The sequence below is a fragment of the Meiothermus hypogaeus genome (assembly GCF_003574035.1).
GTDB classification, from domain to species: Bacteria; Deinococcota; Deinococci; order Deinococcales; family Thermaceae; genus Meiothermus; species Meiothermus hypogaeus.
The window spans coordinates 1-16,920 of record NZ_QWKY01000043.1 but is presented as its reverse complement, the minus strand read 5'-3'; the positions used below and the strand labels follow the sequence as shown (position 1 = coordinate 16,920).

Annotated in this window: 12 protein-coding genes and 1 pseudogene; 8 read left to right on the top strand and 5 right to left on the bottom strand. The window is 58.4% G+C overall.

What is annotated here, in order from left to right:
* Positions 1-2: 2 nt before the first annotated feature.
* From Mhypo_RS11250 to Mhypo_RS11230, 5 genes are all read right to left on the bottom strand, one after another.
* Positions 3-950, bottom strand: a complete 948-nt coding sequence (locus Mhypo_RS11250) for a Gfo/Idh/MocA family oxidoreductase (RefSeq protein WP_119341390.1) — start codon at positions 948-950, stop codon at positions 3-5.
* A gap of 9 nt (positions 951-959) precedes the next feature.
* Positions 960-2,279 carry a nucleotide sugar dehydrogenase gene (locus Mhypo_RS11245; protein WP_119341389.1) on the bottom strand — a complete coding sequence of 440 codons (1,320 nt, stop codon included), beginning with the start codon at positions 2,277-2,279 and terminating at the stop codon, positions 960-962.
* Positions 2,280-2,288: 9 nt separating this feature from the next.
* Positions 2,289-3,527, bottom strand: coding sequence for a glycosyltransferase family 4 protein (locus Mhypo_RS11240; RefSeq protein WP_119341388.1), 1,239 nt, complete (start codon positions 3,525-3,527; stop codon positions 2,289-2,291).
* A 359-nt stretch (positions 3,528-3,886) separates the two neighbouring features.
* Complete coding sequence (locus tag Mhypo_RS11235; protein WP_186814623.1) at positions 3,887-5,056, bottom strand: right-handed parallel beta-helix repeat-containing protein; 1,170 nt, start codon at positions 5,054-5,056, stop codon at positions 3,887-3,889.
* A gap of 186 nt (positions 5,057-5,242) precedes the next feature.
* Positions 5,243-6,028, bottom strand: coding sequence for a GumC domain-containing protein (locus tag Mhypo_RS11230; RefSeq protein ID WP_147075296.1), 786 nt, complete (start codon positions 6,026-6,028; stop codon positions 5,243-5,245).
* Between the two features lie 236 nt (positions 6,029-6,264).
* Between Mhypo_RS11230 and Mhypo_RS11225 the strand changes: the two genes are divergently transcribed.
* From Mhypo_RS11225 to Mhypo_RS11190, 8 genes and pseudogenes are all read left to right on the top strand, one after another.
* Complete coding sequence (locus Mhypo_RS11225; protein ID WP_119341385.1) at positions 6,265-7,695, top strand: lipopolysaccharide biosynthesis protein; 1,431 nt, start codon at positions 6,265-6,267, stop codon at positions 7,693-7,695.
* A 29-nt stretch (positions 7,696-7,724) separates the two neighbouring features.
* Positions 7,725-8,978, top strand: a complete 1,254-nt coding sequence (locus tag Mhypo_RS11220) for an O-antigen ligase family protein (RefSeq protein ID WP_240637227.1) — start codon at positions 7,725-7,727, stop codon at positions 8,976-8,978.
* Complete coding sequence (locus tag Mhypo_RS11215; protein WP_119341383.1) at positions 8,953-10,125, top strand: glycosyltransferase; 1,173 nt, start codon at positions 8,953-8,955, stop codon at positions 10,123-10,125. The genes Mhypo_RS11220 and Mhypo_RS11215 overlap by 26 nt, the downstream gene beginning before the upstream one ends.
* A 21-nt stretch (positions 10,126-10,146) precedes the next feature.
* A complete protein-coding gene (locus tag Mhypo_RS11210) occupies positions 10,147-11,001 on the top strand; it encodes a hypothetical protein (RefSeq protein ID WP_240637226.1) in 855 nt (284 codons plus the stop codon).
* A 402-nt stretch (positions 11,002-11,403) separates the two neighbouring features.
* Positions 11,404-13,470, top strand: a complete 2,067-nt coding sequence (locus tag Mhypo_RS11205; RefSeq protein ID WP_119341382.1) for an Ig-like domain-containing protein — start codon at positions 11,404-11,406, stop codon at positions 13,468-13,470.
* 235 nt (positions 13,471-13,705) lie between these two features.
* Positions 13,706-14,896 carry a DegT/DnrJ/EryC1/StrS family aminotransferase gene (locus Mhypo_RS11200; RefSeq protein ID WP_119341381.1) on the top strand — a complete coding sequence of 397 codons (1,191 nt, stop codon included), beginning with the start codon at positions 13,706-13,708 and terminating at the stop codon, positions 14,894-14,896.
* 46 nt (positions 14,897-14,942) lie between these two features.
* A complete protein-coding gene (locus tag Mhypo_RS11195) occupies positions 14,943-16,514 on the top strand; it encodes an NAD-dependent epimerase/dehydratase family protein (protein ID WP_119341380.1) in 1,572 nt (523 codons plus the stop codon).
* 89 nt (positions 16,515-16,603) lie between these two features.
* Positions 16,604-16,920: pseudogene (locus tag Mhypo_RS11190) on the top strand (fibronectin type III domain-containing protein); the annotation flags it as partial.

The window sequence follows — 16,920 nt, the reverse complement described above, 5'->3', positions numbered from 1 at the left end:
ATCTAGCCGCTTACAGCTTCAAGCAAGAACGGGTGCATGGTGTCTTTGCGGTTTGAAAGGGGCATGTTGCGAATCTGGGCAACGGTTGCAATGGCCTCATAGGTGTCGTCCAGACCGAAGCCCTGCCCTGCCAGGGTACGCTCGTACACTCGAGTATGCAGGTCGGTAAAGCCCTCGGAAAACTCGATTTCCTGCCCATCCAGAAGCATGGAGCGGTATGTGCGCTTACCCTGGGCCTTCAGCGCTGCAGGTACATGGCTCACATCAATGGATAAAAACCACCGCACCCTGGCTCGCTCGAGCTCCAGGTAACCAGCCGCTACCGTGTCGTCGCGGCGGTGTACCTCCACCTGCTGTACTTTGCCAAAAAGCCAGGCCAGCATGTCGAAAAAGTGAACCCCAATATTGGTGGCCAGCCCCCCGGATTGTTCGGTGCGGCCCTTCCAACTGCGCAGGTACCAGGTACCCCGGCTGGTGATGTAGGTCAGATCCAGCTCGTAGGTGCGACGAGAATCGCTCTGCAGGCGGTGCATCAGGTTGAGCAGGGCCTCGTGGGTGCGCAGCTGCAAAATGGTCCACACCCGTCGCCCGGTCTCGGCCTCGAGGTCTTTGAGTTGAAGAATGTCCCTGGGTTCCAGTACCAATGGTTTCTCGCAGATGGCATCGGCGCCGGCTCGCAGGGCCATGCGGATATGTGCGGCATGCAAGTAGTTAGGGCTGGCAATGCTTACATAATCCACCTGCCGGGGCGTGCCGCGTAAAGCGTGCAGATAGTCCTCGAAGAGCTCGGGCTGGGTAAAAAACTCGGCTTGTGGGAAATGGCTATCTAAAATTCCCACCGAGTCAAATGGATCCAGCGCAGCCACAAGGGTATGGCCGGTATCTTTGATGGCCTTAAGGTGCCGGGGGGCGATGTAGCCCGCAGCCCCGATGAGCGCAAAGTTCTTCATCCTTCCTCCTTACAAAAGCACCACATGGTCGGCCTTCAGACCCCGGGTAGCGTAACGGGTATCGAGCACGGCCCTGGACAGGGCCACCACCCGTTTGTAATCCACGTTGCTGTGGTTGGTGGTGATGATGACCAGGTCGGCGTTTTGCAGTAGTTCGTCGGTTAGCTCTACGCTGTCGGCTACCAGGCCGTGCTCTTCGATGTGGGGCGTCCAGCTATCGTGGAATACCACCTCGGCCCCCTGATTCTGCAGGAGCTTGAAAACCTCGATGGCCGGGCTCTCACGATAGTCGTCCAGATTGGCCTTGTAGGCCATGCCCAGCAGCACGATTTTGGCGCCGCGCAGGGGTTTGCCGTGCTGGCTTAGTACCCGGGTGGCTTTTTCTACGGTAAACTCGGGCATCTTGCGGTTGATTTCGCCCGCCAGATTGATGAAGTGGGTATTGAAGTTGTATTCTTTGGCCTTCCACTCGAGGTAATGCGGGTCAAGGGGAATGCAGTGTCCCCCAACCCCTGGGCCTGGATAAAAGGGCATGATGCCGAAGGGTTTGGTAAAAGCAGCATCCAGCACCTCCCACACATTGAGCCCCATACGGTCGCACAGCAGGGTGATTTCGTTGACCAGAGCAATGTTGACTGCGCGAAAGGTATTCTCAAAAACCTTGACCAGCTCGGCTGCTTTAGCGCTGCTTACCGGCACTACGTGATCAATGGTTTTGCTATAAAAGGCTATGGCTACCTCGAGGCTTTCCGGGCCCACACCCCCCACCACTTTGTTGGTGTTCTTGGTGGTATAGCGGGCATTGCCAGGATCTACCCGTTCGGGAGAATGGGCCAGAAAAAAGTCGCGACCCAGCTCAAGGCCGCTTTGCTGCAACAAGGGCAGCATGATTTCCTCGGTGGTGCCCGGATAGGTGGTGGACTCGAGGCTGACTAGCTGACCCGCCCGCAGGTATTTGGCAATCTCAGCAGTAACGCCCTCCACGTACTGCAGGTCGGGTACCAGATTGCGTGTAAGGGGGGTGGGTACAGCAATAACGATCACATCCAGCTCGGGTACGCAGTCGAAGCTGGTTGTGGCCTGGATGAGGCCCTGGGCCACCAGGTCGCTTAGTTCCTCGTCCTTTACATCGCCGATGTAGTTCTCGCCGCGGTTGATCTTGTCCACGCGCTGCTTGCTGCGGTCTATGCCAATCACGCGGTAGCCGACCTTGGCTTTCTCTACCGCAAAAGGAAGGCCTACATAGCCCAGACCGACCACGCCGACTACGGCGCTCTTGTCTTCAATGCGTTGTAGTAGCTGGGTTTTGGGATCTACGGCTGTTTGCATGCTTGCTCCTTATCCGGGTACTTTTGCACTCTGGGGTTGTTTGGGTTGAAGGCTGTCCAGCCAGCTTTGAATCAGGCTCGACCAGCTCAGGTGTTCTTCCACGTAGCGCCGCCCGTTCTCGCCCAGGCGCTGGGCCAGCTGGGGCTCATCTACTATCTGCAGGATATGACGGGCCAACGCTTCGGGGTTTTCTGGGGGGCTGACCAGACCTGCCTGGGCTGTTTCTATCAGCCGGGCTCCTTCCCCTTTACCCACATACAGGATGGGCTTGGCGCAGCTCATACCGGCAAAAATTTTGACCGGACGGGTCATCTCGAAGAGGGGAGAGTCGCGCAGGGTTGAGAGTCCGGCTACAGCCAGGGAGTAGAGGCGGGCAATGTAGGCCGGAGGTTGCGGATCCAGGAAGCGGACATTGCTCAGGGCCATCTCCTGGGCCATTTCCATTAGCCGCTTCTTTTCCGAACCGTCTCCGATTAGCACCAGGACTATATCGGGGTTGGATAGGTGCTGGGCAGCCTGCAGGGCAACCTCGAGGCCGTGGGCATAGCCATGGTTGCCCGCATACAGAATTACCTTTTTCCCCTCCAGGCCCAGCTCTTTGGCTAAAGCCTGATCAGGGGGCAGGGGGCGAAAGAGGGTAGTATCCACCCCGTTGGGCAGGTAAACCACCTTGTGGCTGGGCAGTCCCTTCTCGGTTAGCAAAATTTTTTGAATACCTTCTGTCACGGCCGTTACGTAGGTGGCTTTTTGGTAGCTCCAGTGCTCGAGGCTCGCGGCCAACCTGAGCAGGGGGCCTTCCTTCATGAGCCCCAGCTGGCGCACCGAGTCGGGCCACAGGTCGGCCACATTAAAAATGAAGGGTACGCGGAACCACCGAGAGGCCAGGAAGGCTGTAATGCTCAAGAAAAGCGGGGGTGACTCTACAAAAATAAAGTCGGGCTTTCGGGCGCGTAGCAAGGCCCATAACGAAGTGGCTGCAAAGCTGAAATAGTTGAGCAGGCGTCGCACGCCTGTACCCATAGCCGGGTAAAGCCAGGTACGCTGCACCCGCACCCCTTCCCAGGTCTCCTCGAGGGCAAACTTTCCTCGGTAATCTGCAAAAATACGCCCGGTGGGGTAGTTGGGCAGGGCCGTGACCACCTCCACCTCGTGCCCCAGCCGCACCAGTTCGCGAACCACAGAAGCCAGCCGTACCTGGGCGGCCCCAATCTCGGGCGGGAAATACTGTGTCAGAAACAAGAAACGCACAATGCCTCCGACCTATGGTGCGCAATGCTCGAGTTTTTTGCGAAAGAAACCCTGCGGGTTGTTGCCGACCGAAAAGAGATATATAAACCCATCTTTTGCAGGATTGCGGGTTCAAGCGACGGCAGGTATGTCGACTGAACGAGATGCGCTCTCATGCCAGGCTTCTTATTTGTGCGCCTCCGGCGGCTGCGCAGGGATTGGGGGTGCTGCGAGCAACTCATCTCAAGTAGTGTAGTCAGTTTGAGGCCCGTTGGCCGGTCTTTTGACCCAGCCAGTGCGTTACTCTCAAGCACCGCCCCCTGTGAACTAAGCGCTTCATGAGAGATCTGTAGATAACGGCGCTTAATAAAGAAACTGGGTTAGCGCACTTCAAAAGGTCCTAGGTCGAGTGCTGCACCCAGCAGGCGCTTCTGCCCTAAAAAATCGATTTTTGGAGCGGCTTCGCTGATACCCTGGTCGATGGCCGGGCTATTTTTACTCAGGCGATAATCGCCGCTGCCATCGGGCTTATAGTTCACAAAGCCGGGGTCCAGGCTCAGGCTGCCCTGGTGGGTGCTGGTCAGTAGACGCCAGTTGGTGGTGTTGTTCCAGACCAGGTTGTTGAGGAAGCGGTTCTGGCCGGTGTTGTTTTCCTCGCTGATGCCCCTGGGGTTGCCCACTACGATATTGTTGGCTACCAGGAAGTTCTGGGCGATGTTGCCGCGGGTGTTGTCGCCCGAGCCGACCGAGATGCCGCCGTAGAGGTTGGCAAACGAGAGGTTGTTGGTGATGGTAACGGCGGTGGCCGCCTGCCAGTTGGTGATGCCAAAGCCTCTGGTGCGGTAGAGGATGTTGTTTTGGATGACGCCCCCCGGGCTGCCTTGATAAATACCGTGGATGCGGGTACAAGGACCAGCACCGATCTCGCCGATATCGTGCACCAGGTTGCCCATGATGGCAACCCCGGTCGCATCAGGATAGCTGGTGTTAATGCCGGCCCCGCCATTGGTGTCGCACTGGGCCCGGATGTGGTGGATGTAATTGAACAGAATGCCGTTGTGGCTACCCCAGCTAATGATGCCGCTGTTGGTGGCGCCGGTAACTTCGAAGCCGATGATATCGACGTAGCTGCCGCGGACATCGATACCGAAAAGGGTGCCGGGGGCATTGATTTTGGCAGCCCAGCGGGTGTCGGAGGCGATGACGATGCGCTGGGAGGCGGTACCGCTGACGCTGACGCTCACGGATTCGTTGTAGGTGCCTGGGAGGACGCGCAAGACCTGGCCGGGCTTGAGCCGGGCGGCGGCGAAGGTAATGGTAGCCCAGGGACGCTCGCGGCTGCCGTCGTTGGCGTTGCTGCCGCCGGGCCCTACATAAAAGGTGGGGCCTTGAGACAGGCTAAACAAACCATAAGAGATGTCTGGATTGGGAAAGGCAGGCCCACTTTGTGTTCCGGCAATGCAGGCGGCACATACGGTGAGCAGCAGTGATGACAGCCAGACCTGGCTACTCCTGGCCGTTTTTCCGATGAGCTCGAGTAATGTTCTCATAGGTCTGGAATGTAAAAAATAAGGTTATATCGAGCCGGTGGGACACAAGCGCTGGCAGGTGCAAGCAGGCGATATGGGGTCATGCTATAGGAGTGCTCTCGAGTTGTATAGATGTCCTGAGCACCCCTGCAGCTTACAGAATATCTTTTTGACGCTGGCAAAAAGCAGGCCGTATATTTCGCGCCGCTAGCCCTGTGGCCCGAATAAGCGGTCGCGGACAGCCAGGAGGACGAAGCCCAGCAAAAGAATGGTTACCGCGGCAATGCCTGATGTCAGGAGGGGCCTGGGCCAGATGGCATCGGTGGGCACTTCAGCTTTGGAAAGCATTGAAAGCTGCCCGCTGGCACTGTTTTCCAACGAGCGCACAATGCCCAGGTCTCGCTCAATGGTCGCGCGCAGTTCGCGTAGGCCCGCCAGGTCGGTTCGGTTACTCGCCTGGTTGAGCTGGTTATCTACCCAGCGCAGCCGGCTTTCCAGGGAAGCGCTGGCACGCCTAAAATTTTCGCGTACTAAAGCGGTTTCCCATGCTTGCAAAGCCTCGCCCCAGGCGTTGGCCATGGCGGCTGCTTGACGAGGGTCTTTATCACGCACGCTCAAAACAAAAACAATCGAAGTAGAGCCCACCGTTTCGATAGAGCGAATACGCATTTTTTCCCGTATTTTGGAAACTTCTTTTGGTAAAACGCCCGGGAAGCGGCGGTGCATATCCTCTACGACCAGGGTGCTGTAAGCGGCCTCTCGATATGCCGCGGCCGCTAAAGGGCGCAGCTGAGGGGTGTTGAGGCTCGAGCTAAGCTCGACCGGGTTGGCGGAAAGCAGGCGGGTAGTGGCCTCGTAGACTCGAGGCTGAGCAGTGACTAAAAAGTAGGCCAGGATCGCAATTCCTACCGACAGCCCGAGCAGCGCCCACATATAGCGGCTAAAGCTAAGGAGCAAGCGGTCAAAGTCGGTCATGCTGGTCATGCTTCTCATGTTTGTCCTCAGTGGGCCCAAATGGCCGGGAAAGACCCAAGCGCAAAAGCTGGGCGCTCTTTAGCCTAACCATAAGACTTCTGGAAAGCTATCGCAAATGAACTTTTGCTGTTCAACTTAACCACCCTATGGGGAAGTTAACGCTCGAGGTTACGCATAAAACCAGACCAAATAGGTTCTGCTAGGTACCATAAAACTTAGAAGGAGCGAGCTGGCTCGGAGTCCTGTTGTTGTCTATGACCCGCATCAAGCGCCTGTTGACCCGACCCTCATTCGCTGGCAACGCAGCTTTGCTGGCCAGCAGTACCATATTGGGGCAGGGCCTGGTGATCCTGGTACAGCCCCTCTTAACGCGAATGTACCGCCCGGAAGACTTCGGCTTACTGGCCTTATACACCTCCATTCTTTCCCTGGCCGCCGTGGTGCTCAACCTTCGATACGAGCAGGCCATTCAGCTTCCCAAGGAAGAGACCGAGGCCCGCAACTTGCTGGTGCTGTCCCTCGTGCTCGGATTGGGCTCGAGTGTGCTTATAGGCGTGGCATTTATTTTGCTTAGACAAACGCTTTCCGGGTGGTTTGGCATCATGCTGCCAGTCTGGTTTGCCTGGCTGGTTTTGTTGGGATTGGCCTGCGTAGCCTTGATGCAGGCTGGCAGTATGTGGGCTTTGCGGTTATCCCGGTTCGGCGTGCTGGCACAGACCAAGTTTCAGCAAGGCCTGTGGCAGGCGCTCGGCCAGATGCTGCCGGGTCTTTTTTCCCTGGGGTCAGGGGGGCTAATCCTGGGCGATGTCCTGGGGCGTTTGGGGGGGGTACACGCGCTGGTGCGCCTGTGGCCGCGGACGCTTCAGGGTATCACGGCCCAGTCCCTCTACCACGTAGCGCATCGCTACCGAAGTTTCCTTATATATGGCACAGGGGCGGCATTGCTCACCGCGGCCAGCTTTCATCTGCCTTTTATCGTGCTAACTGCTTTTTTTGGTGCTGCGGCTATGGGCCAGTTTAGTCTCAGCTACCGCATCACCACCATCCCGGTTACCCTGGTTGCTCAGTCTATTGGCCAGGTTTTCTTTTCCAGGGCGGCCGCTGCGCGCGACACGCCGGCCCTGGCCCAGCTTACCGAGCGGACTGCTGCAGTGCTGTTTGCACTGGGTTTGCCTGTTTTTGGGGCTTTGTGGGTGGTGGCACCTGTGGCCTTTCCGCTGGTTTTTGGGGCCAATTGGGATGAAGCAGGCCGCTATGCGCAACTACTGGCCCCCTATTTGCTTTTTTCCATGGTGGCCCAACCCCTATCCAACCTGCTTACCATCCGCGAATGGCAGCGGGGGCTGCTGGCCTTTACCATTTTCGAACTGCTCCTGCGCATGGGGGCGATTTACTGGGGTGTAACCACCCAGCAGATGTACTGGGCTGTGGTTCTTTTTGCCCTGAGCAGCCTGCTGGTAGCCCTGCTCTCGATGGGGCTTTTTTTTCGTGCAGCGGGGGCAAGCTGGCAGGGGTTCTGGCTGAAGGTGCGCAAGTATGTTTGGTTCGATCTGCTCAGCCTGCTTTTGCTATGGGGCGCGGGCTACTGGCTGAAAGGCTGGTGGTGGGTGGGTGCCGCGGTTTTGGTGGTTTTTTTGCTGCTTCTGAGGAGTTTTGTTGAAATACGAAGGGAAGGTTTGGAATGAGGGCCGTAGCCTCGGTAACAGCAACTCTGATGTTTCCTTTGTGGGCCTGGCTGGCCTTTCCGCAAATCCTGCTGTATTTGTATACGTTCAGCTTGCCGCTGGAAGGCGTTTTTGCCATTGAGGGGGTATTCACCCTATCGAAAGGGCTCCTGGGGCTATTTTTGTTGGCCCTGGCCTTCCAGGTTCGACGCCCTAAAATTGCCTGGTTTCCAGCTTTAGTGCTGACCTGGCGGCAAGTGCCCCGCTTACGCATCTCGATACTTGCTGTACTTCTAATGTTCTGGGCGTGTGCAAGCTACTTCTGGTCGGTAGATCCCTCGGCTACCTGGGATAAGCTCCAGGCGCTGGCCCAGCACCTCATAGGGGCTTTGGCCATTGCCTTTTTTATTATGGCACGCCCCAAAACCCTTCAACCCCTCCTGTTTTCTTACTCTTTGGGGGCTTTGGTCGCGGCTTTTCAAGGTATCTCTAACTATCTGCGCAACCCCTCGAGCCGATCTAGCTTTGCGGGCTCAGCAGATGCAGCCGACTTTGCCGCTATCGTTTTGCTGGGCTCGCTGGTGGCGGTGGGTTTGTGGCTAACAGCGAAAAGCTCGTGGATGCGCTGGTACAGCCTGGCCTGCTTTGCGGCCTGTACTCTGGCGGTGGTGCTGTCGGGCACTCGCAGCGCCTGGGTAGCCATTATAGTTACCCTGTTTTTGGTTATATTGCCACGCCTGGGCTGGCAGCGAATGCTATCAATAAGCCTGATGCTTGCGCTCTGTTTTGTTGCGCTGTACCAGCTACCGGCAGTTAACCAGTTTTTAGCTACCCGGGTAACCTCGGCGACGGAGGACGGGGGTGCAGGTCGCACGGCCATCTGGACGGTGGGTTGGCATATTGCGCAACAGAACCTCTTAATTGGGCATGGTTATGGAACCTTCACCTCGCTGTTTGGTCTGGGGGCCGCGACCGAATCGGCCCTCGAGTCCATTGATACGTACTACATTACCGATGGCCGGGGGGCCCACAATATTTACCTCGAGCTCGTTTCCGAGATTGGCCTGGTTGGGCTGGGGATATTTTTGGCCTGGATGTGGGTTTTGCTTCGGGTGAGTCTGAGGCAGTCGGTTCACCCTGACCTGATCCTTATATTAAAAGCCTGCCTTCTGGCTTACCTGATTCAGGGCGCATTTCTGGGCATTCTTGAACGTAAATACTTGTGGTTGACCATAGCGCTCTTGCACGGACTTTCCATGATGTTTCGAGGCACCACCTATGCGTCTACTCCTCCTAAGTCCTGACTTTCCCTCGGCAGTACACCCCTCGGCCTGTATCTTTGTACAAACCCAGGCCCTGGAGTTGCAGCGTTTGGGCCTTCAGATAGAGGTGCACGCCCCATTGCCCCTGGTGTTGCCCGGTATGGGCCGTTTGAAACCGGCCTGGCGGAGCTACGCCCAGATTCCTGCCCAGTACGAAGTAGAAGGAACCAGAGTGTACCGTCCGCGGTATCTGGCTGTTCCCGGTGAGAATCTCTGGGGCTGGCCCCACCTGCTCAAAGCCCCCACCCTGCCTGGCGATGTCGCCAAATATGACCTGGTACATGCACATTTTGCCCACCCCGAGGGCACCCTGGGCCTTTGGCTTAAGCGCCGCTGGCGCAAACCCCTGGTCGTAACCTTGCATGGCGACGACGCCAATACCTATCCCTACCAGAACCCGCGCTACATGCGCTATTTCCGCCAGGTGCTGGCCCAGGCCGACCTGGTTCTTGCGGTAAGCGAGGCCATCCGCCAGCGGACCCAGGCCCTGACCCAGCGCCCGGTGCTGACCCACCGGGTGGGTCTGCGTCTTTCCCCGCTGCAGGCCAGGCCCGACAAAAGCACCCTTCGCGACCAGCTCGGGCTACCTCAGGACCGCTTTGTGCTTTTGTTCGTAGGAATGCTTTGGAAGTACAAGGGTGTGTCGGAACTTGCCCAAGCCCTGCACCTGCTCGACGACGAGAGCCTGATGGCGGTTTTTATAGGAGACGGTCCATTGCGCGAGACCCTGGTCAGCACTTCGCGCACCTCGGTGGTGGTGTTGGGTCAGCAGCCCAACAGCCTGGTGCGAACCTATATGGCCGCTGCCGATGCCTTTATTCTCCCATCCTACCGTGAAGGTCTGCCCACGGTCGTGGTTGAAGCGGGTGCAGCGGGTCTGCCGGTGATTGCCAGCCAGTACGGCGGTACGCCCGAACTAATTAATCAACAGACCGGATTTCCCCTCGAGCAGGTAAGCCCAGAGGCCATAATCAAGGCCCTGAACGAACTGCGTAAAAATCCCCAGGAGGCCCGCGCCCGAGCCGAACGACTGCAAGCCCATGTGTATGAGCACTACGATGCAGCGAAAAACGCGCGAACACTCCTGCGCTTCTACCAACAACTTCTCAGCAAGGAACCGGTTTCGTGATGTGGGGAGGACCTTTCTGAAATGCGCATACTGAAGCCAAACAACTCGCAAAGCCCTGTGGGCAATGGCCGTTTTTTGCGGTCGGTTTTGAACCGTTTTTACTCCGACTTTATGCTGCAAGACCGCACGAGCGAGCTGCGCTTGTTGCTCGAGCGCGCCCTGTCTTTGGGCTACGAGGTGCACTCGATTGCTTCTTTCTGGGAACAAATCAAAGCCGGAGGCCCCAGACCCGGCCTGCACCTGGTGCTGCGCCTGGATATAGATACCGACCTGCGTACGACCAGGGCTTTGTGGCAGTTATTGCGCGATCTGGGGGTAAGGGGTACTTTTTATTTTCGCCTCTCGACCCTGGATGTTCGCTTAATGCAAGCCATTCACGAAGCGGGCAGCGAAGCCAGCTACCACTACGAGGAGCTGGCTGCCTACGCCAAGCGTTATCGCCTGCGTAGCCGCGCCGAGGTTGAAGCGCACATGCCCGCTATACGGGCGCTGTTCGCCGATAACTACCGCCGGGTGAAGGCGCAGACCGGCCTGCCCTTGCACACGGTGGCCTCGCATGGCGACTGGCTTAACCGCAAGCTGGGTGTGATTAACCTCGAGCTATTGCAAGACCCGGCCCTGCGCGAGGTGCTGGGTATCGAGCTCGAGGCCTACGACGCAGCGCTGCAGCAACACTATACCCAGCGCTACTCCGATGGCCCCTACCCTACGTTTTGGCTGGACGGCAACCCCCTGGCCGCGCTGGAATCCCGGCAGCCGGTAATCGAGGTCTTGCTGCACCCCCGCCACTGGCGGGCCAACATTCCGGTGAACGCTACAGACAACCTCCGGCGGGTTTGGGAAGCGCTGGACTACCGCCTTACGCTGCCCGGCTAGGCTTTTGAACGTAATTTGGCAACCATAGGCGGTGGGTAGAGGCCTCCCGGCGCCGGATTGTGCAAAGGTTTTAAGCCGTTGGGGAGAGAATATTCTCTTTTTCAGAGAAACCAGCCGCTGGGTAAGCCGTATAAACGCCAGCGTTAAGGAACCGTTATCTGGCCCATAACCACTGGATTGGCTTATCGGGGGGCTCGAGCCCTTTCTAGCGAGGAAACACGGGGCGCCGTGTCTGTGGCCGAACCGGTCCGCAGCCGGGGCCAGCGATTGAGCGGGCCAAACCCGTTAAAGCGCCTGGTTATGCTCGTTTCGTAGGTGCATTTGAGTGTTGCAAAACCCCATTCCCCTACTACACTCAGACTCGTAGGATCTCCATAGATCCCAATCCAAAGGAGGTACTGGATGACATATCGCTGGCTACTACTACTCTTTGCGGCCCTGTTCCTCGCTGCGTGCGGCGGGGGTGGTGCGCCGACCATCAGCACCATCGAGGTGACCCCCGCCACGGCCACCAAGCAGGTGGGCCAGACCCAGCAGTTCACGGCGGTGGCCAAGGATGCCGGGGGCAACACCATTTCCGGTGTCACTTTTACCTGGACCACGAGCAACCCTGGCGTGGCTACGGTGAATAGTAGCAGCGGCCTGGCCACTGCGGTAGCGGCTGGCACGGCCACCATCACCGCCAGCGCGGGGGGCAAGAGCGGCAGCGCCACCCTGACCGTGCAGAACCCGCCTCCACCCGCCATCGAAACCATCGAGGTGACCCCCGCCACGGCCACCAAGCAGGTGGGCCAGACCCAGCAGTTCACGGCGGTGGCCAAGGATGCCGGGGGCAACACCATTTCCGGTGTCACTTTTACCTGGGCCTCGAGCGATGAGAGTGTGGCCACAGTAGATAGCAACGGCCTGGCCACTGCGGTAGCGGTTGGCACGGCCAACATCACCGCCAGCGCGGGGGGCAAGAGCGGCACGGCAACTTTCACCGTGAACCCTGTGCCTACCTACACGGTTGGCGGCACGGTGCGCTACCTGAATGGGTCGGGCCTGGTGCTGGCCATTGGCTCGCAGACCAAGACCATCAGCGCCGCTGGTAGCTTCACCTTCGATACGCCCCTGCCCGACGGCACCTACACGGTAAGCGTGCAAACCCAGCCCAGCAGCCCGGACCAAACCTGCGTCGTTACCAACCCCAACGTGACCGTAGCAGGCGCAGCCGTTAGCAACATCGTGGTCGAGTGCAGCCCTTACACCAAGTGGCTGGCCAGTACGGGCACCGACAAGGGCACGGCCATCACCACCGATGCCAGCGGCAACGTGATTGTGGCGGGTCTTTCCAGGGAGTTGCTGGGTGAGCTGGGCCAGCTCAACAGCCGCTTCCCCGACGTAGTGGTAGCGAAGTACGACCCCAACGGCGTCCGTCTTTGGGTCAAACAATTTACCGTGGGCGACCCCAACACCTTACCTAATGTAGAGTCTTCGGCTAAAGGGGTTGCGACCGATAGCAGCGGCAACATTTACGTTGTAGGTAACGCCTTTGTCTCGGCCAGCAACGTCTTCAAAGGCTTTGTGCTCAAACTGGGGCCGAATGGCAACCGAATCAACTCCATCAAGCTCGACGAGAGTACGCCAAATGTAGAAAACGGTCTAAATGCGGTGGCGGTTAGCGGAACAACCCTTTACCTGGGTGGCTATACCAACGGAACCGTTCCAGGGGGTACCAACGCGGGCGGTTCTGACGCGGCGCTTTATAAGTACGACACGGACCTTGCCTTTGGCTGGGCGGTTCAGTTCGGCTCCACCGCCAACGACAAGATCACAGCCATGGGCGTGGACGCGAACGGGGATGTCTACGTGGCCGGTTTTGCTGCCGGGGCTCTGCCCGGAAAAACCCACCTGGGCGACACCGATGCCTTTGCGGCCAAGTACAGCGCCAGCGGTACCCAGCAGTGGCTCGAGCAGTTCGGCACTCTCTTTGGCGACTCGGCCAATGCGCTGGCCGTGGTGGGCTCGGATGTGTACGTGGCGGGCTACGTAACGGGCGCGTATGCCACGGGCTTTAGCTACAACGGGGGCACCGACCTGTTTGTAACCAAGTTCAGCGCGACGGGTATCGAAACCTGGAAGCGGCAGTATAGCCCCACCGACCCCGCGCAAATCAACCCCTACGGCATGGCGGCGGATGCCAGTGGCGTGTACATTGTGGGCGACGTGAACACTTCCATCGATGGCACACAGACCCCCCAGGGCCAAAAGGACATCTTTGTTCTCCAGTACCTCCCTGATGGCAGCGAGGGTTGGAAGAGGCAGGTGGGCAGTCCGCAAGATGAAATCGCCCTGGCGGTCACCCTGCTTGGCAGCGATCTTTATGTGACCGGCCACTCCAGCGGGGATTTCGATGGCTATACCAACCAGGGAGGCCCGGAGGACATCTTCGTGCTGAAGTACGATACCGCCGGTAACAAGAAGTAGTTTCCCAGGATTTGAGGGGCTCGAGGGCGATTCCCTCGAGCCCCCGCACTTTGCAGGGCGTTATACGCATCGTTACAGGAGAGTTGCGTGTTCAAAATAACCCTTTTGCTGGTGTAATGCAGTATATGCTGCCCTTAGCAAAAGGGATTATTGCCGAATAACGCCGTCATAACGGCTCCCAGACTAAACTCCTGACTATTAGCACCAAGGCAGCCATCCCTGAAGGAGCGAACGAATGGTAAAAGAATCCCACAGCGTTATAGCCTTTGCTCCCTGGCCCCACTTCGAACCCGACGAGATCGAGGCCGCGGTAAGCGTGCTTCGCTCTGGCAAGGTGAACTACTGGACCGGCCTCGAGGGCCGCCAGTTTGAGCGGGAGTTTGCCGAGTATGTAGGTACCCGACATGCCATCGCCCTGCACAACGGCACGGTGGCCATCGAACTGGCCCTGTACGCAATGGGCGTGGGGGAGGGCGATGAGGTCATCACCACGCCGCGCACCTTCATTGCCTCGGCCAGTGCGGCCGTTATGCGGGGGGCCCGGCCCGTGTTCGCCGACGTGGACCGCGACAGCGGCCTGATAACTGCCGAAACCATTGCAAAAGCCATTACCCCGCGCACCAAGGCCATCATCGTGGTGCACCTGGCAGGCTGGCCCGCCGACATGGACGCCATTATGGAACTGGCCCGCAAGCACAACCTCTGGGTGATTGAGGACTGCGCCCAGGCCCACGGCGCAAAGTACAAGGGCCGCAGCGTGGGCTCCATAGGTCATGCCGGGGCCTGGTCTTTTTGCCAGGACAAGATCCTGACCACCGGGGGCGAAGGCGGCATGCTTACCCTGAACGACGACGAACTGTGGAACAGGGCCTGGAGCTTCAAGGATCACGGCAAAAGCTACGATGCGGTGTACAACCGGCAGCACCCGCCGGGCTTCCGCTGGCTGCACGAAGACTTTGGCACCAACTGGCGCATGCTCGAGGTGCAGTCGGCCATTGGCCGGGTGATTTTGCGTAAGCTGGATGGTTGGGTCGAGAAACGGCGGGCGCACGCCCACTACCTGAGCGAGCGCTTCCGCCAGATTCCGGCCCTGCGCGTACCCGAGGTGCCGGCTGAGCTGTACCACGCCTACTACAAATACTACGTGTACGTGCGCCCCGAAAAGCTCAAGCCGGGCTGGAACCGCGACCGCATTATGGTAGCGATCAACGAGGCCGGAATACCTTGCACAACCGGAAGCTGTGGTGAGATTTACCTCGAGAAAGCCTTTACCCGCCGGGGCTGGCAGCCAAAAGAGCGCTTGCCGGTGGCCCAGGAGCTGAGCGAGACCTCGCTGATGTTCCTGGTGCACCCCACCCTGGGTTTGGAACACATGCGTGCTACCGCCGAAGTGGTTGAACGGGTGATGGAGGAAGCCTCGGCCTGATACACACTGGCTCGATTTTGGGCTCGATTGTGGGGAGGAATAGAGCATGATTCATTTCAAAGAGTTGCGATTCACGGCCGATGTGGTCTTGCGCATTTTGGCCGATCAGGCCATGGTGCTGGGTAGCTTTGCTCTGGCCATGATCCTGCACCTGGTCTGGGCTTACAGCAACTCCGGCGATCCCCGCCTGCTGGGGGCCTACGCCCAGATTTACCTGGCCAACCTGCCCATGCTGGTAGGCATTAGCTTCGTAGTTTTTGTGCTCAGCGGTTTTTATACGCGGGGCCGGGCCTATCAGGGTCGCTACAAAATGCTCATCGTGACCCAGGCTGTAGCGCTTACGTACCTGATATTTGGCTTCGCGGTATTTATGCTGCCCGTGGTGGATCCACCCCGTTCGGTGTTGTTTTTGTCGGGCTTCCTCACCCTGGCTCTGACCCTGGGTTCTCGGGCCTGGGTCTACTACTGGGAGCGCATCGAAAGCAACCGCAGGGGCAAGGCCAGCCCCCCTGTTGCTGTGGCCGACGAGCGAATCGTACTGGTAATTGGCGGCGCGGGCTACATTGGGTCGGGCTTGCTGCCCAGGCTGCTCGAGCGCGGTTACAAAGTTCGTCTGCTCGATCTTCTGATGTTCGGCAAGGAGCCCATTGCCCATGTGCTTCACCACCCCAACCTGGAAATTATCCAGGCCGACTTCCGCCAGGTAGACAAGGTAGTGGAGGCCATGCGCGGTGTGGATACCGTGGTTCACCTGGGGGGCCTGGTTGGCGACCCCGCTTGCGCCCTGGACGAAAACCTCACCATCGAAATCAACCTGGTGGCTACCCGCACCATCGCTGAAATTGCTAAGGGAATGCACGTGCGGCGCTTCATTTTTGCCAGCACCTGCTCGGTTTATGGTGCCAGCGACCTGGTCCTCAACGAACGCAGCAATTTGAACCCGGTATCGCTTTACGCGCGGAGCAAAATAGCCTCCGAGCAGGTTTTGCATCAGCTGCAAAGCGACGACTTTTCCGTGGTTATCCTGCGCTTTGGTACCATTTACGGTCTTTCGGGCCGCACCCGCTTCGATCTGGTGGTCAACCTGCTCACGGCCAAGGCTGTGGTAGAGAAGAAGATTACCGTGTTTGGTGGTGACCAGTGGCGGCCCTTTGTGCATGTGGACGACGCTGCGAATGCAGTCATGATGGCAGTAGAGGCCCCTAAAGAGCTGGTACACAACGAGACCTTCAACGTCGGTAGCAACGAGGGCAACATGACGCTGGGTATGGTCGGCGAACTCGTCAAGAAGCTCGTGCCCGACGCCGAACTGATTGACTCGGGCCGCGATGGCGACCGCCGCAACTACCGGGTGGACTTTTCCAAAATTCGCAACCGGCTGGGCTTCGAGCCCAACTGGACGGTGGAGCAGGGGATTCGGCAGGTGATAGATGCCCTGCGCAGCGGCAAGGTGCGCGACTACCGCGCCCCCATGTACTCCAACGTGAAGTATCTGACTGAAGATGTGGCCTCGGGGTCGGTCAAGCAGTATTTCCTCGGCTGGGAAAAAAGCTTGATCGAACAGGCCCACGCACAAAATACGCAAGAGGAGAACCTGCCGGTGATTCCTCGAGCCTGATGGATTTCGGCAAACACCATAGGGAGGGGTATGGAGGTGATGTAGTGATTGTAAGAGACAGGTTGCAAAGGGCTGGAATACTTGTTCTTTTGGTATTTTTGGCTGCTTGCACCCCCAAACCCCCGGCCACGCCCACCAATTTCCAGGCCACCGCGGACACAACCCCGCAGGTGGCGCTGCGCTGGGATGCGGTAGCGGGCGCTTCGGATTACTTGCTCGAGCGCAAGTCGGGAAACGGCGACTTTGCCCCTATTTTTGTGGCCACAGCCCCCCAGTACACCGATGAGAACGTTGATTACAGTACCGCCTACACCTACCGCCTGGTGGCCCGCAACGGCGGGGGTAGCAGCCTACCCGTTACCGTAGAGACCACCACCCCTCCAGTTTGTGCTGAGCGACCCCCTGT